Consider the following 22,171-nt stretch of genomic DNA (forward strand, 5'->3'; position numbering starts at 1 on the left):
GTCCCTGGCCGAATCCCTGCTGCCGCGCCAGGGATTCACCGGCGGGCCGTTGCCTTCCGTGCACGGGGAACTCGGGGCCGCCGTGGCCTCCGGGGAGATCGCATCCCGGCCCGCGACCATCATCACCCTGGCACTGGACCGTGTCCGGCACGTCTGCGACGCCGGCGCCGCCGCCCGGATGGAACACGCCCTGACCCGCACCGCCGCGGAAAACGACACGGACTTCCTGACCCGCGTGGCCCGGAGCTGGACCGATGCGCTGGACCAGGACGGCGCCGAGCCCTCCGAAGAGCTCCTGCGCCAACTCCAGGGCGCTTTCCTCCGTAAACCCCGCCACGGACTCCAGCACCTGGAGATCTTCGGAACGGCCGAACAATTCGAACACCTCCTCACCGTCATGAACACCGCCACCAACCCCCGCACACCAGCCCCGGAACCCGGAACCGACGCCGCACCGGCGGGCACCACCCTTGCCACCGGAGTCCCGGCCGCCGGGATCTGCGCCGGGGGCGTCGCCGGCGGCCCTGTCCCGTGGGCCGAGGGCGGCCCGGACCGCGCGGAGGTCCCCCTTGACCTGCGCTCACGCCCGCAGAAACTCCTCGACGGGCTCGTCAGTGCCTGCAAAGCCGCCCTCGCCGCCGGCACCCTGCCCGCCGCGGGAGGACTCCGCCCCCAGGTCAGGGTCACCATCGACTACCGGGACCTGCTCGCCCGGCTCGGACACGCCGACGGAGACCCGCAGAACACCGGCGGCCCCTTCCACCCGGGAGACACGACGGAACACACCGGCAACCTGCTCTTCACCGGCCCCGTCACCGCCTCCACCGTCCGGAAGATCGCCTGCGACGCGGACATCATCCCGGTCCTGCTCGGCAGCGAAGGCCGGGTCCTGGACATCGGCCGCGCCTCACGGGTCTTCCCGCCCCACATCCGCAAAGCCCTCACCGCCCGCGACCAGGGCTGCACGTTCCCCGGCTGCACCATCCCCGCACCCTGGTGCGAAGCCCACCACATCACCTACTGGTCCCGCGGCGGAACAACCGGCACAGACAACGGAGCACTCCTGTGCTCCCACCACCACCACGTCATCCACAAAGAACAATGGAGCATCCAAATCCGCCACGGCATCCCCTGGTTCATCCCGCCACCCCACCTGGACCCACGCCAAAAACCCCGACGCAACCACTACTTCCGGCCCACAGACCCCGACACCCCCGTCTGACACTGGACCCCTGAACAACGACGGCAAGCCCCGCGCCACATGAACACAAGTGCCGTCCTGCACGGTGCAGCATCCAGTTATCTCGATGATGGAGATACCATCGAGCTGTGAGAAACGCGATACTGGAGGACCAGGGCAGCCATGAACCCGCAAGGCTTGGACCGGCAGTCCTGAGGTGGAGCGGCGCCCTCACTGCGGCAGGACTGATCGTGGTCCCGCTCTGGATGTTGTTTGGCAACAGCGCCGTCCTTGGCGGCCACCCGGCGCTGCCGGCCCTGTTGTTGGCCGCCGTCGCAATGGGCCTTGTCTGGATGTTCATCCTTATCAAACACTCGACCCTGCTCAGGCGCTGGAGCCCCAACCTCCACCGGAGTTCGAACAATAGCCGGAGGCCACAGCGCAGGGTGACGCGCTGGCAACTGGTCCGCGGCCTTGCGGGCAGGATTGTTGTCCTCGGTCTCGTCGCGGGTCTGGCATGGCTCAATCCGTTCCCCTACCAGCCCGGCGGCGCCGATGGCCAGACGACCGGGACCTCCGCTGAGGACGCCACCTCGATCACTCTCGCCCCGGAGGGGAAGGCCACGTCGGGACTCGTCTTCTACCCCGGGGCGCGGGTAGACGCGCACGCCTATCGGGACATCCTTGGCCCGCTCGTGGACGCGGGCCATCTGGTCGTCATCGTGAAACCACCGCTGGGCATCTCGCTGCTGGACACTGGCCAGGCACGCGGAGCCATGGACCGCCACCCCGGGATCACGGCGTGGGCGGTCGGTGGCCACTCGCTGGGAGGAGTGAGCGCCTCCTCCTTCGCGAAATCTAACCCCGATGTCTCCGGGCTTCTGCTCTTTGGCTCGTACCCCGCGGATAGCCTGGAGGACAGCGAAAATCTCTCGGTGCTGTCCATCTCAGGCTCGAACGATGGCCTCACCACCCCTGACAAGATCGCTGCGTCGAAGTTGCTGCTCCCTCCAACCGCCACCTTCGCAACTGTGCAGGGCGGGGTGCACGCGTTCTTCGGAGACTATGGTGAGCAACCCGGGGACGGCCAACCGGGCGTCCCCCGCGACCAGGCCCAGCAGCAGATCGCTGCGGAATCAGTCCGCTTCATGGACGGCGTCCGCAGCGCCGGCTGACAGGCAGGCGCCGCCCAAGGACACCGCCAGGGACACCCGGATTCTGCCACGATGGAGGCATCCAAAATGGCTCTGCGAATGAGGAGCCTTGGCTTGCTCAGCCGCTTCTGCGTCAATCCCATCCCGCCTGCCCAGGACGGCGACCGCGCCCGAAGGTTCTACCGAGACGTCCTCGGCCTCGATCTGCTCACCGGCCCGACGGACCACCCCATGGTGTTCGGCGCGGCCCAAGGCTCAAGCATTGCCCTGAGCGAAATGCCGGAGCGCATCCCACCGCCCTATCCCACCGAAGGCAACCTGACTTCGCTCAACGAATTCGTCGGCTGAATGGCAACGCCGCCCGCTAACGTCCCGCGGCATATCCCTGCGCACCGCGGGGATTTGCCGCCGCCTGCAGGACTCCGGTCGCAGGATCCCGCACCACCGCAGACAAGCGTCCCAGCGTCCAGCCGCCTACCCTGGTGACGACGTGACCGCGGCGTTCCAGCCCCGCGATGACGTCCTCGCCCAGCCGGTCCTCGACGACGGCGCCGCCGGGTTCCCAGGTTCGCGGCCAGAACGAACCGGGCATCGACGTCGTATGGAACGTGGGTGCGTCCACGGCCTGCTGCGGCGTGTAGCCGCCGACGATCGTGCGCAGCAGGTACGGCAGCTGCCATTGATCCTGTTGGTCACCGCCCGGCGAACCCAGCGCGGTCACGGCCTTGCCGTCCCGCAGCACAAGGGTGGGTGTCAGCGTGGTGCGGGGCCGCTTCCCCGGGGTCAGGGTGGACGGTGTACCCGGTTCGAGCCAGGTCATCTGGAGCCGGGTGCCGAGACAAAAGCCCAGTTCCGGGATGGCGGGCGAGGACTGCAGCCAGCCGCCCGACGGCGTGGCAGAGACCATGTTGCCCCAGCGGTCCACGACGTCGATATGGCAGGTGTCGCCGCGGGTTTCCCCGCCCGGCGCCACGGTGGGCTCCCCCACCCCGAGGCCGCCGGCTGCCGCTCCCGCCCCCGAAGGAACTGGCGGCGTGTTGTGGGTGCGCAGCGGCGGCAAGTACGGCTCACGGCCGGGCACTGTGCCGGGCCGGAACTCATGCGAGGCCCGCTCCCCGATCAGCGCGCGGCGTCCGGCGCAGTATTCGGCGGACAGCAGATACTCCAGCGGCACGTCGGTGTCGCCGTAGTAGGCTTCCCGGTCGGCGAGTGCCAGCTTCTGGGCTTCCAGGATGGTGTGCGCCCCGAGCTCGGTGGACGGGTCGAGGTACCGGTCATCGAACCCCTCGAGAATGGCGAGCGTCTGAAGCAGCGCCGGGCCCTGCCCCCACGGCCCCGTCTTAGCGATCGTGTGTCCACGGAACTCCACCGTGGCTGCCGGCTCGTACCCGGCTTGGAATCCCGCGAGGTCCTCCAGTGCCAGGACCCCGCGGTGGTCCTTGCCGGAGGAATGCCGGTGCGGGGTCTGGACGGATTCCACCATCGCCTTGGCCACGAAGCCCTCGCGCCATTCCCGGCGAGCGGCATCGATCCGGGCCTCGCGGGTGTCGTTCCCCGCCTGCTCAACCGAACCGGCTGCCCCGGCGTCGACCAGGCGTTGCAGCGTCCGGGCATACGCAGGGTTCCGGACAAGCTCCCCTTCGGCCGGAATCCGGCCTCCTGGCATCCAGAGGTCGGCCGAGGCGGGCCAGTGCGTCTGGAACAGTTCCGCTACGGCGGCGATTGTCGTGCCGACCCTGCCCAGCATCGGGTGCCCGTCCCCGGCATAGTTGATCGCGAGTTCCAGCACCTCGCCCAGTTCCCACGTCCCGTGGTCGCGCAACAGCAGGAGCCAGGCGTCGACGGCGGCGGGCACCGCGGCGGCCAGGGCACCCGAGCCCGGCACCAGTTCCAGGCCTTCGGCGAGATAGTGCACCGGGGTGGCTCCGGCCGGGGCCGGGCCCTGGCCCATCAGCACGACGGGTTTGCCGGGTTCCTCCGCGGTGGCGAAGACTCCGGTCATGTCCCCGCCCGGACCGTTCAGGTGCGGCTCCACTACATGCAGTACGAAGGCTCCGGCCGTTGCGGCGTCGAACGCGTTACCGCCGCGTTCCAGCACCGCCTGGGCAGCCGCCGTCGCGAGCCAATGCGTGGAGGCGCTCATCCCGAAGGTGCCCTGCAGCGTGGGGCGGGTGGTGAACACCTCCGGACGGGTGAACGCCACCGGACCGGTCTGCGCGGAACCCCCCCGGGGAACCCAAGGAACCGCCAGCCGTCATTGGCTCAGCCAAACAGGGCCGCCACCCGGGTGAGGGTTTCGTATACGCCGTATCCCAGCGGAACCCCGACGAGCGCCCAGGCGATTACCAGTTTCCCGGTCGACGGATTGACCGATGTCTGTGCAGTGCTCATTTCAGGCCTCCAAGGCGGGTTCGTCGGACCGGGCGCGGCCCGGGCGGGGTTCGTGGAACCGGGCATCGACAGGGTTGACCAGCAGGTTGGCGACAAAGCCGATCACCAGCAGCCCCACCATGGTCAGCAGGGCCGGCTGGTAGGACGCAGCGGTTAGCTGGCCGGGCTTGCCCTGGGCATCCAGGAATGCGTTGACGATCAGCGGCCCGGCGATGCCGGCAGCGGACCAGGCCGTAAGGAGCCGGCCATGGATCGCCCCGACCTGGAAGGTGCCGAAGAGGTCGCGCAGGTAGGCGGGGGCGGTCGAGAAGCCGCCGCCGTAGAAGGAGATGATGATGAACGCGAGCGCCACGTAGAGGAACGTGCTGGTGGAGCCGGCCAGTGCCAGCACGGCGTAGAGCACGGCACCGACGCCGAGGTACATCATGTAGATGCGCTTGCGGCCGGTGACGTCCGAGGTGGCGGACCAGGCGAAGCGGCCGGACATGTTGCCGATCGAGAGCAGCCCGACGAAGCCGGCGGCGACGGCGGCGCTGACCAGGGACACGCCGTCGGACTGGCGGAAGAAGTCCTGGATCATCGGCGCCGCCTGTTCGAGGATGCCGATGCCGGCGGTGACGTTGCAGAACAGGGCGATCCAGACAAGCCAGAACTGCCTGGTCTTCACGGCGTTCTTGGCGGAGACGTTGTCCGTGGTGACGAGCGTGGCGGCCTTGACCTTGGAGGGGTCGAAGCCGGCCGGCTTCCAGCCCTCGGCCGGGACCTTGATGGTGAACGCGCCGAACATCATGTAAGCGAGGTACAAGACGGCGAGGGTCAGGAAAAGCTTGCCGACGGAGTCGCCGCTGGCGATCCAGCCCTTGGCCCCGGAATTGGGGTCATACATTTTCAGCAGCGCGGTGGAGACCGGGCTGGCGATCAGGGCACCGCCGCCGAAGCCCATGATGGCCATGCCGGTAGCGAGGCCCGGGCGGTCGGGGAACCACTTGATCAGGGTGGAGACGGGAGAGATGTAGCCGATGCCCAGGCCGATGCCGCCGATGAAGCCGTAGCCCAAGTAAACGAGCCAGAGCTGGCTGCTGAAGATGCCGAGCGACCCGATCAGGAAACCGCTGGCCCAGAACACCGCCGAGGTGAACATCGCCTTGCGCGGACCGTTCTTGTCCACCCACGTGCCCATAATGGCGGCCGAGAGGCCCAGCATCACGATGGCGATCGAGAAGATCACGCCGATCTCGGTCAGGCTGGCGCCGAAGTGCTTCACCAGCGCCGTCTTGTAGACACTCGTCGCGTACGCCTGGCCGATGCACAGGTGCACCGCGAGCGCTGCGGGCGGCACCAGCCACCGGTTGAATCCCGGTGGGGCGATCGTTCGTTCGCGGTCCAGCCAGCCCATTGTTGCTCCCCTTGCTTGTCGAAGACGTCGGTGTCCCGGCGGCACAGAGGCGAATGGCCCCCAAATGCGGGCCGTTGCCTCCGGCAATCATGGTGCAAATCATCAGCAAACGTACTAGTCGTGCGCCGAGTGGTAGGAATTCCGCGGTGAGCGGTCGGGCTACTTTCCAAGTCCGGCTTTCCGCAGGGCCTCCGCCATCGCGGTGTTGGCTGGCGGCGGGACCGGGGTGGACTTCTGCGACTCCCTGGCCGGAGCCCGCCGCTCGGGGGCGGGTTCCCCGGACGGTTGCTGCGCCGGCGCCCGTCGGGCTGATGACGGGGCCGCCTGCTGAGCCGCCTGCTGACCCGCTGGCCGCGGACGGTCCGGCCGCGAATCGACGCGCCCGCTGGGGGCCGCCCGTCCCCCGGCGGCCGCCGGTTCGTCGTCGAGCCGCAGCGTCAGCGAGATCCGCTTCCGTTCCGGATCGGCCTCAAGCACCTTGACCCGCACCACCTGGCCGGATTTGACCACTTCACGCGGATCGGACACGAAGCGGTTGGCCAGCGCGGAGACGTGGACCAGGCCATCCTGGTGCACCCCGACGTCGACAAACGCGCCGAACGCCGCGACGTTGGTGACAGTCCCTTCCAGGACCATCCCGGGCCTGAGGTCCGAGATCTTCTCGATGCCCTCCGAGAACGTCGCCGCCGCAAAGGCCGGACGCGGGTCCCGGCCGGGCTTCTCCAGCTCAGCGATGATGTCCTGCACAGTGGGCAGGCCAAAGGAGCCGTCGACGAAGTCCTGCGGGTTCAAGGTGGCGTAGCTTCCCGCTGCCGGCCCCTTTCCCCCGGCGGCGGCTTTGATTTTCCGCGCCACCGGGTACGCCTCCGGGTGCACGCTGGAGGCATCCAGCGGCTCCGCTCCCCCGGTGATCCGCAGGAAGCCGGCGCACTGTTCGAATGCCTTGGCGCCGAGCCGCGGCACCTTCTTCAGCTCGCTGCGTTTGTGGAACGGGCCGTGCTCGTTCCGGTAGGCGACGATGTTCTCGCTCAGCAGCGGCCCGACGCCGGCAACGCGGCTCAGCAGCGCCGGGGAGGCGGTGTTGACGTCCACGCCGACAGCGTTCACGCAGTCCTCGACGACGGCATCCAGGCTGCGGTCCAGCTTGGCGGCGGTGACGTCGTGCTGGTACTGCCCGACGCCGATCGACTTCGGCTCAATCTTGACCAGCTCCGCGAGCGGGTCCTGCAGCCGCCGCGCAATGGACACGGCCCCACGCAGGGACACGTCCATGCCGGGCAGCTCCGCGGCGGCCAGCGCCGAGGCCGAATACACCGAGGCGCCGGCCTCCGACACCACGATCTTCTGCGGTTTGGCGTTCTGGCCCGCCGGGTCCGCGCCAGCGAGCTGCTTGAGCAGCTCAGCGGCGAGCTTGTCCGTCTCCCGCGAGGCGGTGCCGTTGCCGATGGCCACGAGTTCGACGGCGTGCTTCCGGGCCAGGCTCACGAGCGTCCGCAGCGCCTCGTCCCATTTCCGGGCCGGAGCGTGCGGGTAGATCGTGTCGGTGGCCACGACCTTGCCGGTGCCGTCCACGACGGCGACCTTCACCCCGGTGCGCAGCCCGGGGTCCAGGCCCAGGGTGGCCCGGTTCCCGGCCGGCGCTGCCAGCAGCACGTCGCGCAGGTTGGCAGCGAAGACCCGCACGGCCTCGTCCTCGGCGGCGGCGAACATCCGGCTTCGCAGGTCAGCCGTGAGCCGGGCGAGCACCCGGGAGCGCCAGGCGAGCTGGGCGGTCTGCAGCAGCCAGGCGTCGGCGGGCCGGCCGCGGTCGGCAACCCCAAGGAACCGGGCCACAGCGGCTTCGTAGCGGCCGCGCGCGGCGGTGAGGGCGGCGTCGTCGGTCGGTTCAGCCTCGGCGAGGTCCAGCTCCAGCACCCCGTCCTTTTCGCCGCGCAGCAGCGCCAGGACGCGGTGCGAGGGCATCGCCGACGGCTGCTGGGAGAACTCGAAATAGTCCTTGAATTTCTGCCCCTCGGCGTCCTTGCCCTTCTTCACCCGGGACACCATCCGGCCCTGAGTCCAGAGCCGCTCCCGCAGTGTGGCGGCCAGGTCGGCGTCCTGGGCGACGCGTTCCACCAGAATGGAGCGGGCGCCGGCGAGCGCAGCGGCGGCGTCGTCAATGGAGTGCTCGGCGTTGAGGTACCGGGCGGCTTCGCGTTCCGGATCCAGCTCGGGCCGCTTGAGCAGGGCGTCGGCGAGCGGTTCCAGCCCGGCCTCGCGGGCGATCTGCGCCTTGGTCCGCCGCTTGGTTTTGAACGGCAGGTAGATGTCCTCCAGCCGCGATTTTGTGTCGGCGCCGACGACGGCGGCCTGCAGTTCCGGGGTCAGGGCACCCTGGGAGGCGATCGCCTCGAGGATGGTCCGGCGGCGGTCCTCGAGCTCGCGCAGGTAGCGCAGCCGCTCCTCCAGCTCCCGGAGCTGGGTGTCATCGAGCGTCCCGGTGGCTTCCTTGCGGTACCGGGCGATGAACGGCACTGTGGACCCGGCGTCGAGCAGGTCCACGGCCGCTTTCACCTGCCAGGCCTGGACGCCGAGTTCGGCGGCGATCTGCGCGGCGATGCCGGACTCCCGGGTCTGCGGGGCCTGGGTCTGTGGGGCCTGGGCTGTGGCGGACGGAGTCCGGGGCGGCGGTGCGGAGGCTGAACTGGCGGGGCGCTGCGGGATTTGGGTCACCCTGCCATTTTGCCTTACCGGGCTCAGGGGCCTGGCTCACCCGAGGGTGGAGTGGTCTCCTGGACGTCCTGGACAACCTCGTTGCGGCGCAGAAACCACGGTTTGAACGGCGGATCAAAACGGGCGAATCGGGGCGGCCCCACGGACTTTAGCCCGGCGAGCACCAGTGCCGCCTGGAGGCCCTTGTTGCGCCGTTCGAAGGCAGCTTCCGAGCTACTGCCGGAGAACTGCAGAACAGCCGCCAGGGACCCGGGGATGGTCCGGATCTTGACCTGGGGGTCAGCCGGTACCGGGGCCGTCTCCGCTGTCAACCCTGCGGGGAGCACAAAGGCGACCACAAAATCAGCGGTCCCTTCGCCTCCCGGCAGCGGACCGCTCTGAAGCACCGGGGCGGTCATCGCCAGCTTCTGCGAAGGACCGAGCTCCTGGATTACCGGTGCCGTCATCGCCAGCTTCTGGCGGGCGTTGTTGTTGCCGCTGATGTAGTTGAACAGGTGCCGGAAGGCAGCATTCCCGGCCCGGTCAAACGTCGCGTTGACCTGTGTTTCGGCCACCACGTACGCGGGATAGCGGCGCAGCTCGAAGTGCGCGAAGCGCTGGACCAGCTCATAGGGTTGCTGTTCGGTCATAGTCCTCAGACCCTACGCCGATCCTGCGACGGGAACCAGCGGTATCCTGCCCGGTTCCGGGTTCCGGTTCCCGCTTGCTTGTCAGAGGGCTTTGATAGTTTGAAGAGCAGGGAGCCAGGCCGCGCTGCCGGCGGGTCTTTGGCGGCAGGCGGCTTCATGCGCAGCGCATCAATATCGGGGGCACAGTGTTTTTTCTTGAACCGGAAGTAGCGGGGACCGCGCAGGACCTGGTGTTCTCCGCGAGCGACCTCGTCACGGCCGCGAGCTGCGAGTACCAGCTGCTGCGCAAGCTCGACGAGAAGCTCGGCCGCTCGCCCAAGGCGTCCTTCGACGACGATGAGATGCTCAAGCATGCAGCCGTGCTGGGCGACCGCCACGAGCACAAGGTCCTCGACGGCTTCGTGGAGGAGTTCGGGCACTGGGATCCGGTGTCCGAGGGCGGCGTGTATGACGTCGTGCCGGCACAAACCATGGACCGCGCCACCCTGCTGGCCAAGCACCGGGAATCCCTGGACGCCCTGCGCTCCGGCGCCGATGTCGTGTTCCAGGCCGCTTTCTTCGACGGCCAGTTCCACGGCCGCTCCGACTTCCTGGTCCGGCAGGCCGACGGCAGCTACGCGGTGTTCGACACCAAACTGGCCCGCCACGCGAAGGTCACCGCGCTGCTCCAGCTTGCCGCCTACGGCGATCAGTTGCTCAAGGCCGGGATAACACCGGCCCCTTTGGTGACCCTGGTCCTCGGCGCCACCGTCCCGCTCCCGGGTGGCGGCTTCGACTACGTCCGCAGCCACCACAAACTTTCCGAGATCCTGCCGGTCTTCCGCGAGCGCCGGGACCGGTTCCTGGCCCTGACCTCCTCGCAGCTGGCGCAGCCCGGCACCGTGCAGTGGGGTGCGCCAGGACTCAGCGCCTGTGGCCGCTGCGATTACTGCCAGGAGCAGGTGGTAGCCACCGACGACTTGCTCCTCGTGGCGCGGATGAACTCGGCGCAGCGCAAGGCACTCCACGGACAGAACATCTTCACGGTCAAGGAGCTCGCGGAGGCCCGGCTCCCCGGCGCGAACGGCGCACTGCTGCGGCTCCAGGACCAGGCACGGATGCAGAGCGGGGTCGGTGCCGCGGATGGGGAGGTGCGGTACGCCAAGGACGGCGAAGAGCACACCATTCGCTTTGGTTTGATTCCGGAAAACACGCTGGCTGAACTGCCGCCACCCAGCCAGGGCGACATCTTCTTCGACTTCGAGGGCGATCCCCTGTGGCAGGAAAGCGCCACCGGAGTCTGGGGCCTGGAATACCTGTTCGGCGTCATCGAAGCGCCGACGGGCCCCGGCGTCCCCGGAGTGTTCCGGCCGTTCTGGGCACACAGCCGGGAAGCGGAGAAGCAGGCCTTCCTCGATTTCCTCGACTACGTGCAGAAACGCCGGCAGGACTATCCGGACATGCACGTCTACCACTACGCGGCCTACGAGAAGACAGCGCTCCGGAAACTCTCCGTCTTGCACGTTGCCGGCGAGGACATCGTCGACGAATGGCTGCGCGAGGGGCTGCTGGTGGATCTCTACCAGACGGTCCGGAACAGCATCCGGATCTCCGAGAATTCCTACAGCATCAAGAAGCTCGAACCGCTCTACATGGGGACGAATCTTCGCTCCGGGGATGTGAAGGACGCCGGCGCCTCGGTGGTGGCCTACGCCCACTACTGCGATGCGCGCGACGACGGCCGGGTTGAGGAAGCCTCCAGCATTCTCGCCGGGATCTCCGACTACAACGAATACGACTGCCTCTCCACGCTGGAGCTCCGGAACTGGCTGCTCGGGCTGGCGCGGGAGCGCGGGATCAGGCCAGCCGGGGACGGCATAGGTTCCACGGCCACGGCTGGCGGCCTGTCCAATGCCGGCGGCGGGCTCGCGGACACCACGCTGGATGACGCGACGGATGCCGCTGACCTGGACCCGCTGGAAGTGGCGCTGGCCGGGCTGGCGGATGCCGCCGTCGGGCTGGCGGAGGACGACCGGAAGGCCGTTTCCATGTTGGCGGCGGCGGTCAGCTATCACCGCCGGGAGCGGAAGGCGTTCTGGTGGGCGCACTTCGACCGGTGTGAGAACGGCCCCGACACGCATCACCAGCAGGACCGCAACGTTTTCCTCGTCGAGGACGCGGAGGTGCTCGAGGACTGGTGGAAGGACGGGGCGAAGCTTCCGGAGCGGAAGGTGAAGCTGATCGGCACAGTCAGCCCGGGCTCCGATCTCCGCGAGGGCAGCACCTGGTTCCGCATGTATGAGCCGCCGCTTCCGGCCGGGCTGGAGGGCACGGGTATCAACGGGACCGGACGCAACGGCTGGTTCGGGACCGAGGTTCTGGAGCTGGGCCACGAGGACGGCAAGGACACCGTCATCATCCGGGACAAGCTCCGCAAGACCATCGAACCCTACAGTCAGGTCCCCGCCGCCCTGACCGAAGACCAACCCATCCAGACCAAGAGCCTTGAGGACGCACTGGCGGCCCTCGCGTCCGACGTGGCCGCGGCATTGCGGTCCGGACCGGCGGCCTTCCCGCGCCATCCGGCCCTGGATCTCGTCCGCCGTGTTCCGCCGCGGTTGAGCTCCGGGGCGCAATTGCCCGCGCCCGGCGACGGGCCGGACCGGTTCATTGACGCGATCACGGAGGCCGTCGGAGCCCTGGACCGCTCCTATGTGGCAGTCCAGGGTCCGCCCGGGACCGGCAAGACCCATGTGGGATCCCATGTCATCGCCCGGCTGGTGGCCCGCGGGTGGAAGGTCGGCGTCGTCGGCCAGTCCCATGCGGTGGTAGAGAACCTGCTGAAGACGGCAGTGACCAAGGCCGGGGTCGATCCGGCACTGGTGGCTAAGGATGTGAAACACGCGGAGCCCCTCCCCTGGCAGCAGCGCTCGGCGAAGGATGTGGCGCGCCTGCTCAGTTCGCCGGGAGGGGCGCTGGTCGGCGGGACGGCGTGGACCATGACGGGGGCCAACGTCCCGGCCGACTCGCTGGATCTGCTGGTGATCGACGAAGCCGGTCAATTCTCCCTGGCCAACACCCTCGCCGTGGCGCAGGCCAGCAGCCGGTTGCTGCTGCTCGGCGATCCCCAGCAGCTGCCGCAGGTCAGCCAGGGCTCGCACCCCGAACCCGTGGATGAGTCAGCCCTGGGCTGGGTTTCCGCCGGACATGCCACCCTTCCGCCGGAACTCGGCTATTTCCTGGCCGACTCGTGGCGGATGACCTCCGAGCTGTGCCGGGCGGTCTCGGAGCTCTCCTACGAGGGCAAGCTGCGCTCAGCGCCGGCCGCGGACCTCCGGCGGCTCGAGGGAGTTCCGGCCGGAATCGAGACAGTCATGGTGGAGCACAGCGGCAACATCACGTCGTCGGCCGAGGAAGCCGCCGAGGTCGTCCGCCAGGTGCGGCGCCACTTGTGCCTGAACTGGCACTCGGAGCAGGGCACCCGGCCGCTCGACACCGCCGACATCCTGGTGGTCGCGGCCTACAACGCCCAGGTCAACGTCATCCGCGACGCGTTGGATGCCGCAGGCTTCCGCGGCGTCCGGGTGGGAACCGTGGACAAGTTCCAGGGCCAGGAAGCCGCCGTGGTGATCGTGTCCATGGCCTGTTCGGCGGTGGCCGAGGCGCCGCGCGGCATGGAATTCCTGCTCTCCCGCAACCGGATCAACGTGGCGGTCTCCCGCGGACAGTGGCGCGCCGTCGTGGTCCGGGCACCCGAGCTGACCAACTACCTCCCCGCGCACCCCGAGGGCCTGGAGCAACTGGGCGGGTTCATCGGGCTGTGCCAACGCTCCGTGGCGGCCAGCCAGTAGGACATGCCCATCTCCGGGCCCGCACACGCGGGACATGCCCATTCTTGGACCGCCCCAGCCGGGGACACGCCCATTCTTGGGCCCCGCCACTGGACACAATGGCATTATGTCCACCGGTGGCCGCCACGACGGGACATGTCCAGTGGTGACGGCGCGTGCAGCGGGTTCTTCTAGTTGCGGCGGGCGGCGCTGGCGGGAACCGAAACTGCCGCGGCCGTCCCGGGGATAGCCGCCACAGCCATGTCCTCAGCCAGCAGGAGTGCTTCATCCAAGACGGCCCCGAAGTTCCCCGGGTCGTGGGCGAAGCGACCCAGGAAGAGGCCGGAGACGCCGTCGAGGGCGGGCAGCAGCCCGGGCTTTGCCGAGCCGCCGTAGATGACGGGCAGGTTCCCCAGCCCGGAGACCGCTAGCTGTTCCCGGAGCTGCCGGACGACGTCGGACACGAACCCTGCGTCGGCGGGCTCCGTGGCACCGATGGCCCAGACCGGTTCGTACGCGATGACGAGGCGCGCGGCAAGGTCCCAGTCGCCGTCGACGGCCGAGCGGATCTGCCCGTGCACGAATGCAGCAGCGGCAGCGGGCTCACCGCGGTCGAACTCTCCGACGCACAGCAGCGGTGTGAGCCCGGCGTCGGCCGCCGCCCGGACCTTGCGCGCAATCATGGCGTCGCTTTCGCCGAAGTGGCGCCGGCGCTCGGCGTGGCCGATTTCCACCAGCCGGACGCCGAGCTCCGCGAGCATGGACGGGGCCACCTCCCCGGTCCACGGGCCGTCGGCCCAGCCGCAGTTCTGGGCGCCGAGCAGCAGCGGCGAACCGGCCAGCAGCTTGGCGGCGGCGGGCAGGACGGGAAAAGACGGAATGACAAACGGGACAACCCGCCCGGCCGCAAGGGCCGGGCGGGTGTCCACTTCACAGCGCAGTAGCCCCAGCCAGTCCAGGCTGTCCTGATATCCCAGGTACATCTTGGTGCTGACACCGACCAGGATGCTGCCGCCGGTCATCTGGCTGGGGTGGTGCTGCTGCATTGGTGTTGCTTTCTACTTGGATCCGGGTGCAACGGTCGGGACGGAGGGCTGCTGCTCCAGCAGCTCGTCTGCCTTGTTCTTGAACCGCTTGGTGGCGAACATCATCGCCGCGGCCAGGAAGGGCAGGACACCCAGCGCGTAAACGCCCATGGTTCCGGTGTCGGAGGCCGTCATCTGGTTGACCGAGGTCCGCAGAATCGGGGCGACAAAGCCGCCCAGGTTGCCCAGGGAGTTGATCAGGCCGATGCCCGCTGCGGCCGCTGTTCCGGTGAGGAACGCCGTCGGGTAGGACCAGGCGATGGGGCCGATGGACAGGAAGCTGCACACCGCGAGGGTGATGAAGATGATGCCCAGCGCCGGAATGTGGTTCGCGCCGGCCCATGCGGAGCCGAAGATGCAGAGTCCGGTGGAGATGAAGAGCCCGGTGCCCCAGATGCGGCGGCGGACCACGGTGTTGGCGGCCTTGCCGATGAAGTAGCAGGCGAAGATCCCGAAGAACCACGGGATCGCGGCCATCAGGCCGACGGCGAAGCCGACCTTCTGCCCGGTCAGCTGGGCGACCTGCTGCGGCAGGTAGAACGTCACACCGTAGACGGCGATCTGGAGGCAGAAGTAGATGACGGTGAAGTACCAGACCTTGCCGTTCTTCATGGCTGCGAGCACGCCGCGCGGGCCGGATTCTTCCTTCACGGTGTCCTCCAGCGCCATGACCTCCAGAAGCGCGCTCTTCTCTTCCTTGTTCAGGAACTTGGCGTCCTGCGGGCTGTTGATCAGGAAGAAGAACGCCGCAACGCCGGCGAGGACGGCCAGCATGCCCTCGACGAAGAACATGACCTGCCAGCCCTGGACACCGGGGACCTGGTCGCCGATGTTGATCAGCCAGCCGGAGAGCGGCGCGCCCAGCATCTGGGAGAACGGCTGCGCCAGGTAGAAGATGGCGAACATCTTGACGCGGACCTTGTTGGGGAACCACGCGGCGAGGAACATGATGACGCCCGGGAACAGGCCGGCCTCGGTGACACCCAGCAGGAAGCGCAGGATGATGAACGACGTCTCGCCCTGGACGAACGCGAAGCACGCGGAGACGATTCCCCAGGTGATGGCGATGCGGGCCAGCCAGATCTTGGCGCCGAACTTCGTCAGGAGCAGGTTGCTCGGGATTTCGAACAGGGCGTAGCCGATGAAGAAGATCCCGGCACCGAGGGCGTAGGCGCCGGCAGTGATGCCCTTGTCCACGCCGAGGGCGGCTTCGGCGAAGCCCACGTTGGTGCGGTCCAGGAAGGCCACCACGTACAGGATGACCAGCATCGGCATAAGCCGGCGGGACGCCTTGGAGATCGCCGATTTTAGGACCGGGGTCTCCAGAAGGTCCCTGGTGGACGTTGATACAACGGACATCAAAACTCCTCGTCGAGCAGATTAGTTGAGTGAATCAGGTGGGTGGAGCGGTCAAAAGGGGTGTTCTTTAGCGGGACAAGGCGATGATCATGATCCCGGCCAGGCAGGCCAGGATCCCGACGGCGAGGTAGATCTTCCGTCCCCTGCTCCACGACGCGAATCCGGAGGCTGCGGTCTTATTCGGTTGTGCCACGGCGCTTCTTCCTTAGTGCATGTAGAGTCCGCCATCCACATTCAGCGTCTGGCCGGAGATGTAGCCGGCGTCCTCGCTGATGAGGAAGGCGATGGCGGCCGCGATGTCCCGGGTGGAGCCCACCCGGTTCACGACGAGGTCTTTGGTGAGGTCATCCTTGCGTTCCTGGCTCAGGGTGCCGCCCATGATGTCGGTATCGATGGGGCCCGGAGAGATGGCGTTGACAGTGATGTCGTATTCGCCGAGTTCGCGGGCGGTGGCACGGGTCAGCCCGATCACGCCGGCCTTGGCCACGGAGTACGGGGTCTTGGAGTAGGTGCCGCCGCCGCGCTGGGCGGAGACGGAGGAGATGTTGACGATGCGCCCGATCCGGTTCTTGACCATGGACTCGGCGATCCGGCGGGTGGCGTAGTGGACGCCGTTGAGGTTGATGCCGAGGACCCGGTCCCACTCGGCCGCGTCCAGTTCCAGGTACGGGACCGGGGAGCTGACGCCGGCGACGTTGGCCAGGGCCACGATCTGCGGCAGTTCGGCCTCGATTGCGTCGATGGCTGCGCGGACGGATGCTTCGTCGCCCACATTGGCGCCGGCGCCGAACGCCTTGATGCCATGCTCGGCCGCCAGTTCCTTGGCCGCGGCCTTGCACCGGGCGTCGTCGAGGTCGATGATGCCGACGTTCCAGCCCTGTGCCGCCAGGTAGTTTGCCGTCGCGCGGCCGATGCCGCGCTCGGAAACGGCGCCGGTGATGATCGCGGTGCGTTCTGCGGGGAAGTTGCTCATGAAACTGCTCCTGAAAGTGTGAAAATGGCGGGGCTCAGTTGATGCGGGGCTCAGTTGATGCGGGGCTCAGCTGATGGGGGCGGGGCCGAGCTCATCGATGAGCTTCTGCATGGCCACGTACGCCTTGTTCCGGTAGGCGATGAGCTCCGGTGTGCGCTCCGCGGGGACGTTGAGGAAGCCGGCACCGGTCTTGGTGCCCAGCTTCCCGGCGTCGACGAGCTCGCTGAGGATCTTCGGCGTCGCAAAGCGCTCCGGGAATTCCGTCTGCAGCGACTTGTAGCAGAAGTTGTAGACGTCCAGCCCCGCCATATCGGCGATGGCGAACGGCCCAAAGAACGGCAGCCGGAAGCCGAACGTGGTGCGGACCAGGGTGTCGATGTCCTCCGCCGTCGCGATCTCCTGCTCCACCAGCTGGGCGGCCTCGTGGAACAGGGCGTACTGGAGGCGGTTGAGGACGAAGCCGGTGACGTCCTTGACGACGGCGGTCTGCTTGCCGGCGGCGTGGACCAGCTCGCGGACCGCGCCGATCGTGGTGGCCGAGGTCCCGGCGTGAGGGATGATCTCAACGCCGGGGATGAAGGGCGAGGGGTTGGAGAAGTGCACGCCCAGGAACCGCTCCGGGTGGGTGACGGGCTCGGACAGCTCCGCGATGGAGATCGTGGAGGTGTTGGACCCGATGATGGCGTCGGGGCGGGCGGCGGCGCTGATCCGTGCCAGCGTCTGGTGCTTGATCGCAAGGATCTCGGGGACGGCTTCCTCGATGAAGTCGGCGTCCGCCACTGCTTCCTCGATGTCCTGGGCGGCCCAGAGGTTCTCTTTGAGGATGGCGGTGGAGCCTGCCGGGAAGAGTCCGGCGGCGACGAATTCGTCGGATTCGGCCAGCAGCCGCTCGTAGTTCTTTTGCGCCACTTCGGCGGACACGTCGGCCAGGGCCACCCGGGCACCGCCGAGCGCCAGGACCTGTGCGATCCCGCCGCCCATGTAGCCGGAGCCGACGACGGCGATCCTGCGGGCGGCGTTCAGGGCGGCTGCGGTGTTCGTTGATTCGGTCATGGTCAGACTGCCTTCGTGTATTCGGGCTCGTAGGAGCAAATGGCGTCCACCTTGGCGGCGGAGGAAGAGGTTTCGTCGAAGCGGTGGCCCAGCCATTCGCTGACTAGTTTTTTGGCGAGTTCCAGGCCGATGACGCGCTGCCCGAGGGTGAGGACCTGGGCGTTGTTGCTGAGCACCGACCGTTCCACCGAGTAGCTGTCGTGTGCGGTGACGGCGCGGATGCCGGGGACCTTGTTGGCCGCGATGGCGACGCCCAGGCCGGTGCCGCAAATCAGCAGGGCCCGGTCGGCGCCGCCCTCGGCCACTATCCGGGCGGCCTCGACGGCGACGTGCGGGTACGCGGTGGAGTCATTGGCGCCGACACCGATGTCCTGCACGGACGCGACGCGGGGATCCGCTTCGAGCAGTGCCTTGAGGGCGTTCTTGTATTCGACGCCGGCTTCGTCGTTTCCGACGACCACGCGCCAGCCTGCTGCTGTGCTCATGCCTGTGCTCCTTGCTGGGCCGGTTCGGGGTGAGCGAGCCGGCTGTCGGTGTGTGCAGAAATCCTTGCTGCGATGAGGGCGAATGAAATCGCTCCCGGGTCGGGGTGTCCGAGGCTCTTTTCGGCGAGCGGCCGGGCGCGTCCCTTCAGGGGCCGGAGCTTCGCAGTGGCGTCGGCAGCGGCCCGGGCGGCGGCGGCTGCTGCGGCGAGCGCTTCGGCGACGGACGCGCCGCCGTCGAACGCCGTGAGGAAGGTGTCCCGGAAGGGCAGCAGGGCGTCCACCATGGTTTTGTCCCCCGGATCGGCCTTGCCAAGTTCGGTGATCGCACCGACGAAGGCGGTGATCACGGCCGCTGCGTCCTCGCCGCTGTAGCTCTCACGGTTTCCCAGCGAAAGTCCCGCAGCGATGACCGCGGATCCCCAGAGGGCGCCGGAGGTGCCGCCGGCGCGTTCGCTCCAGGCCTCCCCGGCGGAGGTCAGGACGCGCGCGGCGGAGGCGCCGGCGTCGTTCGCGGCCGCCTGCTCGGCGGCTGCGACGGCAGCGTCCACGCCGCGTCGCATCCCGATGCCGTGGTCGCCGTCGCCGGCGATTGCGTCCAGCCGGCCCAGCTCGTCCTCGTGCTCGACGACGACGTCCCGCACCTGACGGAGCATGGCGGCGGCCTGCCGTCCGAGGTCTGCCGCGGCCGTGGTGGGGCGTTCGACGTCGGACGTCACTTCCGCGTCCGCCGCGGCCAGCTGACGCGCGGCACGCGGTGCCATGCTGCCCTTGCGGAACGCGGGGGTGTCCGCCGGGGCCGCCCAGTACTGCTCAAGTTCGTCGTCCAGCCAGAGCAGGGTCAGGGAGAGCCCGGACATGTCCAGGCTGGTGACGAGCTCGCCGCATTCCGGTTCCACCACTGTCAGTCCGGCGGCGAGGAGGAGCTTTTCGATCTTGCCGAAGAGCAGAAACAACTCGTCATACTTGACCGTGCCCAGGCCGTTGACGATCGCCACGACGCGGCTGCCGGCGTCGTGGGGTTTGTCGGCGAGGAGTTTGGTGACCAGCAGTTCGGCGAGTTCGGAGGCGGTGGGCATCGGGTGTTCGGAGATGCCCGGTTCGCCGTGGATTCCGAGACCCAGGGACATTTGTCCTGCAGGGACGGAAAACAGCGGGGCGTCGGCTCCCGGCAGGGTGCACCCGTCGAAGGCCACGCCGAGGGAGCGGGTGCGGTAGTTCGTCCGGACGGCGAGCCTCTCGACGCCGTCGAGGTCCAGTCCTGCCTCGGCGGCGGCGCCGGCGATTTTGAAGACCGTCAGGTCACCGGCGATCCCGCGGCGCTTCTCGATCTGGTCGAGCGGGGCGCTGGCGATGTCATCCGTGACGAGGACCGTGCGGGTTTCGATGCCTTCGGCGTTGAGGCGGAGCTGGGCCTGGCCGAAGTGCAGGACGTCGCCGGCGTAGTTGCCGTAGCTCAGCAGCACCCCTCCCCCGGCGTTGGCGGCCTTGGCCACCCGGTAGACCTGGCCGGCGGCGGGCGAGGCGAACATGTTGCCGCAGGCGGAGGCGCCGGCCAGTCCGGGTCCCACAAGTCCGGCGAAGGCCGGGTAGTGGCCGGACCCGCCGCCGACCACCAGGGCCACCTGCCCGGCCGGGACCTCGGTGGAGCGGACGACGCCGCCGTCCACGCGGGCAACGTACCCGCGGTTGGCTGCCACAAAGCCGTCCAACGCTTCATCCGCAAAGTCAGCGGGGTTGTCGAAGATCTGGGTCATGGTTCCTCATTGAATCCGTGTTGGAAAGTATTGCCGGGGGCTGGGGTGTGGTGCGGCCGCCCCCAAATGGCTTGACGGCCGCACCTGGCGCTTGTGTCAGACGCCGGGTCAGACGCTGGCGAGGGCCGCGGCGGCCGGCTTCTGCCGGCCCTGTGCGACCTGGCTCTGGCCGAGGGCATAGCCTTCGGTCTTGGGCAGGATCCGGCGGCGGAGGTAGTCCTGGTTGCTGGCCGTGACGCTGAGACCGTCGCCGCCGTAGTGCTCGGTGCACAGGATGCCCTGGAAACCGACCGACAGGGCGATCCGGAAGGCCTCGCGGTAGTTGATCAGGCCGCTTTCCATCGGTGCGGGCATGGCGACATAGCTGTCACGGGCCGCATCCTCATCGCGGATGTAGTTCTTCATGTGCCAGTAGTTGGAGTACGGGAGGGTCTTGGCCACCATCTCGCGCCAGTCCTCGATCGGGCGGTGCACCCGGATCAGGTTGCCGAGATCGGGGTTGAGGCCCACGTTGTCCAGTCCGATGTCCTGGACCATCTGGACGGACGAGTCCGCGGTGCCGAGGTAGGTGTCCTCGTACATTTCGAGCGAGAGCAGGACGCCGACCTCGGCCGCGTGCCGGCCCAGTTCGCGAAGCCGGGTGACTGCTTTGCCCCAGGTCTCTTTGTCCCCCACCGGGTCCTTATGTCCTTCGACGGTCCAGAACCAGAGCTGTTTCTGCTGCTCGGCGGTGATGGCCTGGTGCAGCCCGAAGGAGACCACCTCGCAGCCGAGTTCGGCGGCGGCGTCGATCGTGCGGTGGCTGTAGGCCAGGTTCGCTTCCCAGTTGCCCTCTTCAATCACGCTGCGGCGGATGGCAGAGATGACGGGGATGCCGATGCCGACATTCTCAGCGGTCTGCTTGAACTCGGCAAGGCGGGCGGCACTCAGGTCACCGGGGCGGACCCAGCTGTCGGTGAGGTCCGCATCGGCGAAGCCTGCGTCCTTGACCTCGGTGAGGACCTCGGCCCAGGCCGCGGCGGGTGCATCGTTGATCTGAGTTCCGGCGGCGTCGACGCCGGGGAACTGCAGCAGCGCTGCGGTGATCGGCCAGTTTTCGGCTGTGTACGCCATGGGGTTCACTCCTTCGTGGAATCCTGTTTCCTATAGGATTTACTATCCGAAGAGTGTTGTCAAGATCACACCCGGGGTTTTCGGCAATAATCGAAGATCCTATAGGGGAAAACCCGGCCGCGGTAGGGCTCCCGTGAAATTCTCGAAGGGGCCCTTCTCCGGGACGGCGGCGGACCTCGGGTCAAGCTGGGCGAAGTCGGGCTGCGCAGGCCAGGACGGGGTAGGGCCGCTCGGGCGGCCGTCAGCCGGTGAAACTGGATTCGGGCTCGGGCCCGGGTCAGCCTGCCGGCGCGTCGGCGATGGCGCGGCCACGCACCTTGTTCACGTGGTCAGCCATCGCAGCTGCCGCCTTCTCCGGGTCGCCCGTGGCGAATGCGTCCAGGACGGACTGGTGCTCGGCGATGGCATTCTCGGCGTCGGTGATACCCACCCCGCCGAAAAGGCGGAACCGCTGGACCTGTCCCCCAAGGGCGGCGTAGGCGGCGACCATGAACTGGTTGCCGGTCTGTTCCGCAATCAGCCGGTGGAACCTCTCATCCGCTTCCAGATAGTCGCGGTATTCGGCAAACGACGGACCCCGCGGCGCAGTCTTGAGGTCGGCGACAGCCCGCTCCAGCTCGGCGAGGTGCTCTGACGTCAACCGGGCGCACGCGAGGCGGGCGTTTACGGGTTCAATCGCCAGGCGTGCCTCCATGAGTTCGGCAAAGTCTTCCCGGGTGAAGACCGGCGCGACCCGGTAGCCCTTAAGTGCCACGCGGCGCACCATGCCGGTGTGCTCCAGGCGTGCGAGCGCTTCCCGGACCGGCGTCGGCGACACATCAAGTTCCCTGGCGGTGCCGTCGATGCTCACCACGGCCCCGGGTTCGAGCCGGCCGTCCATGAGCGACGCCAGAAGTTCTTCGTACACGTGATCAGCGAGGACCTGGCGGCTGATGGTGCGGCCTTTGGTGCGGACCTCAGCACGGTTGCCTGGCGGAGCTGGTTGCATGATCAAATCCTATAGGACTGGCCGAAGCGGGAGTCTTCCGGAGACGTGCTCGCGACATGCTCATCCCTGACGTCCCCACCCGCGGGACAT

At 68.1% G+C, this 22,171-nt stretch carries 18 protein-coding genes; 4 read left to right on the top strand and 14 right to left on the bottom strand.

The genetic code is table 11. The features are described from left to right. The 3 genes from QCD75_RS00005 to QCD75_RS00015 all read left to right on the top strand — a co-directional run. Positions 1-1,222, top strand: a 1,222-nt coding sequence (locus tag QCD75_RS00005) for an HNH endonuclease signature motif containing protein (protein ID WP_301224405.1), incomplete at its 5' end; no start/stop codon positions are given. Positions 1,223-1,329: 107 nt separating this feature from the next. Next, positions 1,330-2,355: an alpha/beta hydrolase gene (locus QCD75_RS00010; protein ID WP_301224407.1), complete on the top strand. Its 1,026-nt coding sequence runs from the start codon at positions 1,330-1,332 to the stop codon at positions 2,353-2,355. Between the two features lie 78 nt (positions 2,356-2,433). After that, entirely contained in the window at positions 2,434-2,682 is a 249-nt protein-coding gene (locus QCD75_RS00015) for a VOC family protein (protein ID WP_301224409.1), read from the top strand. A gap of 16 nt (positions 2,683-2,698) precedes the next feature. On the opposite strand, the gene QCD75_RS00020 is transcribed toward QCD75_RS00015, so the two are convergent. From QCD75_RS00020 to QCD75_RS00040, 5 genes are all read right to left on the bottom strand, one after another. Beyond that, positions 2,699-4,537 carry a gamma-glutamyltransferase family protein gene (locus QCD75_RS00020; protein ID WP_301224411.1) on the bottom strand — a complete coding sequence of 613 codons (1,839 nt, stop codon included), beginning with the start codon at positions 4,535-4,537 and terminating at the stop codon, positions 2,699-2,701. Positions 4,538-4,596: 59 nt separating this feature from the next. Beyond that, the gene (locus tag QCD75_RS00025; RefSeq protein ID WP_264196830.1) at positions 4,597-4,725 is read right to left on the bottom strand and encodes an MFS transporter small subunit; all 129 of its coding nucleotides are present in this window, start codon (positions 4,723-4,725) and stop codon (positions 4,597-4,599) included. Between the two features lies 1 nt (position 4,726). After that, complete coding sequence (locus QCD75_RS00030) at positions 4,727-6,121, bottom strand: OFA family MFS transporter (protein WP_301224415.1); 1,395 nt, start codon at positions 6,119-6,121, stop codon at positions 4,727-4,729. Between the two features lie 159 nt (positions 6,122-6,280). Further along, positions 6,281-8,719 carry a Tex family protein gene (locus tag QCD75_RS00035; RefSeq protein WP_301224748.1) on the bottom strand — a complete coding sequence of 813 codons (2,439 nt, stop codon included), beginning with the start codon at positions 8,717-8,719 and terminating at the stop codon, positions 6,281-6,283. Positions 8,720-8,856: 137 nt separating this feature from the next. Beyond that, positions 8,857-9,462 carry an SOUL family heme-binding protein gene (locus QCD75_RS00040; protein ID WP_301224417.1) on the bottom strand — a complete coding sequence of 202 codons (606 nt, stop codon included), beginning with the start codon at positions 9,460-9,462 and terminating at the stop codon, positions 8,857-8,859. A gap of 185 nt (positions 9,463-9,647) precedes the next feature. Between QCD75_RS00040 and QCD75_RS00045 the strand changes: the two genes are divergently transcribed. Next, positions 9,648-13,292 carry a TM0106 family RecB-like putative nuclease gene (locus QCD75_RS00045; RefSeq protein ID WP_301224419.1) on the top strand — a complete coding sequence of 1,215 codons (3,645 nt, stop codon included), beginning with the start codon at positions 9,648-9,650 and terminating at the stop codon, positions 13,290-13,292. A gap of 170 nt (positions 13,293-13,462) precedes the next feature. On the opposite strand, the gene QCD75_RS00050 is transcribed toward QCD75_RS00045, so the two are convergent. The 9 genes from QCD75_RS00050 to QCD75_RS00090 form a co-directional block, all read right to left on the bottom strand. Then, positions 13,463-14,317: a triose-phosphate isomerase family protein gene (locus QCD75_RS00050; RefSeq protein WP_301224421.1), complete on the bottom strand. Its 855-nt coding sequence runs from the start codon at positions 14,315-14,317 to the stop codon at positions 13,463-13,465. A gap of 12 nt (positions 14,318-14,329) precedes the next feature. Continuing rightward, positions 14,330-15,715, bottom strand: a complete 1,386-nt coding sequence (locus tag QCD75_RS00055) for an MFS transporter (protein WP_301224423.1) — start codon at positions 15,713-15,715, stop codon at positions 14,330-14,332. A 67-nt stretch (positions 15,716-15,782) separates the two neighbouring features. Further along, positions 15,783-15,908 carry a hypothetical protein gene (locus tag QCD75_RS00060; RefSeq protein ID WP_301224425.1) on the bottom strand — a complete coding sequence of 42 codons (126 nt, stop codon included), beginning with the start codon at positions 15,906-15,908 and terminating at the stop codon, positions 15,783-15,785. 12 nt (positions 15,909-15,920) lie between these two features. Beyond that, positions 15,921-16,688 (bottom strand): SDR family NAD(P)-dependent oxidoreductase, encoded by a 768-nt coding sequence (locus tag QCD75_RS00065; RefSeq protein WP_301224427.1) that lies wholly within the window; start codon positions 16,686-16,688, stop codon positions 15,921-15,923. Positions 16,689-16,754: 66 nt separating this feature from the next. Beyond that, positions 16,755-17,741 (bottom strand): 3-hydroxyacyl-CoA dehydrogenase family protein, encoded by a 987-nt coding sequence (locus tag QCD75_RS00070; protein WP_301224429.1) that lies wholly within the window; start codon positions 17,739-17,741, stop codon positions 16,755-16,757. Between the two features lie 2 nt (positions 17,742-17,743). Then, a complete protein-coding gene (locus QCD75_RS00075; protein ID WP_301224431.1) occupies positions 17,744-18,226 on the bottom strand; it encodes a ribose-5-phosphate isomerase in 483 nt (160 codons plus the stop codon). Further along, positions 18,223-19,980: a dihydroxyacetone kinase subunit DhaL gene (dhaL, locus tag QCD75_RS00080; RefSeq protein WP_301224433.1), complete on the bottom strand. Its 1,758-nt coding sequence runs from the start codon at positions 19,978-19,980 to the stop codon at positions 18,223-18,225. The genes QCD75_RS00075 and dhaL overlap by 4 nt, the downstream gene beginning before the upstream one ends. Before the next feature lie 108 nt (positions 19,981-20,088). After that, the gene (locus QCD75_RS00085) at positions 20,089-21,093 is read right to left on the bottom strand and encodes a sugar phosphate isomerase/epimerase family protein (protein WP_301224435.1); all 1,005 of its coding nucleotides are present in this window, start codon (positions 21,091-21,093) and stop codon (positions 20,089-20,091) included. Positions 21,094-21,370: 277 nt separating this feature from the next. Next, on the bottom strand, positions 21,371-22,081 hold the full coding sequence (locus QCD75_RS00090; protein WP_301224437.1) for a GntR family transcriptional regulator: 711 nt from the start codon (positions 22,079-22,081) through the stop codon (positions 21,371-21,373). Positions 22,082-22,171 lie beyond the last annotated feature (90 nt).

It is taken from the genome of Arthrobacter sp. PsM3 (genome assembly GCF_030433895.1).
Lineage (GTDB): Bacteria > Actinomycetota > Actinomycetes > Actinomycetales > Micrococcaceae > Arthrobacter.

Coding starts and splice junctions, on each gene's coding strand:
- QCD75_RS00015 (WP_301224409.1), top strand. CDS start 2,434: ATGAGGAGCCTTGGCTTGCTCAGCCGCTTCTGCGTCAATCCCATCCCG.
- QCD75_RS00025 (WP_264196830.1), bottom strand. CDS start 4,725: ATGAGCACTGCACAGACATCGGTCAATCCGTCGACCGGGAAACTGGTA.
- QCD75_RS00030 (WP_301224415.1), bottom strand. CDS start 6,121: ATGGGCTGGCTGGACCGCGAACGAACGATCGCCCCACCGGGATTCAAC.
- QCD75_RS00040 (WP_301224417.1), bottom strand. CDS start 9,462: ATGACCGAACAGCAACCCTATGAGCTGGTCCAGCGCTTCGCGCACTTC.
- QCD75_RS00050 (WP_301224421.1), bottom strand. CDS start 14,317: ATGCAGCAGCACCACCCCAGCCAGATGACCGGCGGCAGCATCCTGGTC.
- QCD75_RS00055 (WP_301224423.1), bottom strand. CDS start 15,715: ATGTCCGTTGTATCAACGTCCACCAGGGACCTTCTGGAGACCCCGGTC.
- QCD75_RS00065 (WP_301224427.1), bottom strand. CDS start 16,688: ATGAGCAACTTCCCCGCAGAACGCACCGCGATCATCACCGGCGCCGTT.
- QCD75_RS00070 (WP_301224429.1), bottom strand. CDS start 17,741: ATGACCGAATCAACGAACACCGCAGCCGCCCTGAACGCCGCCCGCAGG.
- QCD75_RS00075 (WP_301224431.1), bottom strand. CDS start 18,226: ATGAGCACAGCAGCAGGCTGGCGCGTGGTCGTCGGAAACGACGAAGCC.
- dhaL (WP_301224433.1), bottom strand. CDS start 19,980: ATGACCCAGATCTTCGACAACCCCGCTGACTTTGCGGATGAAGCGTTG.
- QCD75_RS00085 (WP_301224435.1), bottom strand. CDS start 21,093: ATGGCGTACACAGCCGAAAACTGGCCGATCACCGCAGCGCTGCTGCAG.
- QCD75_RS00090 (WP_301224437.1), bottom strand. CDS start 22,081: ATGCAACCAGCTCCGCCAGGCAACCGTGCTGAGGTCCGCACCAAAGGC.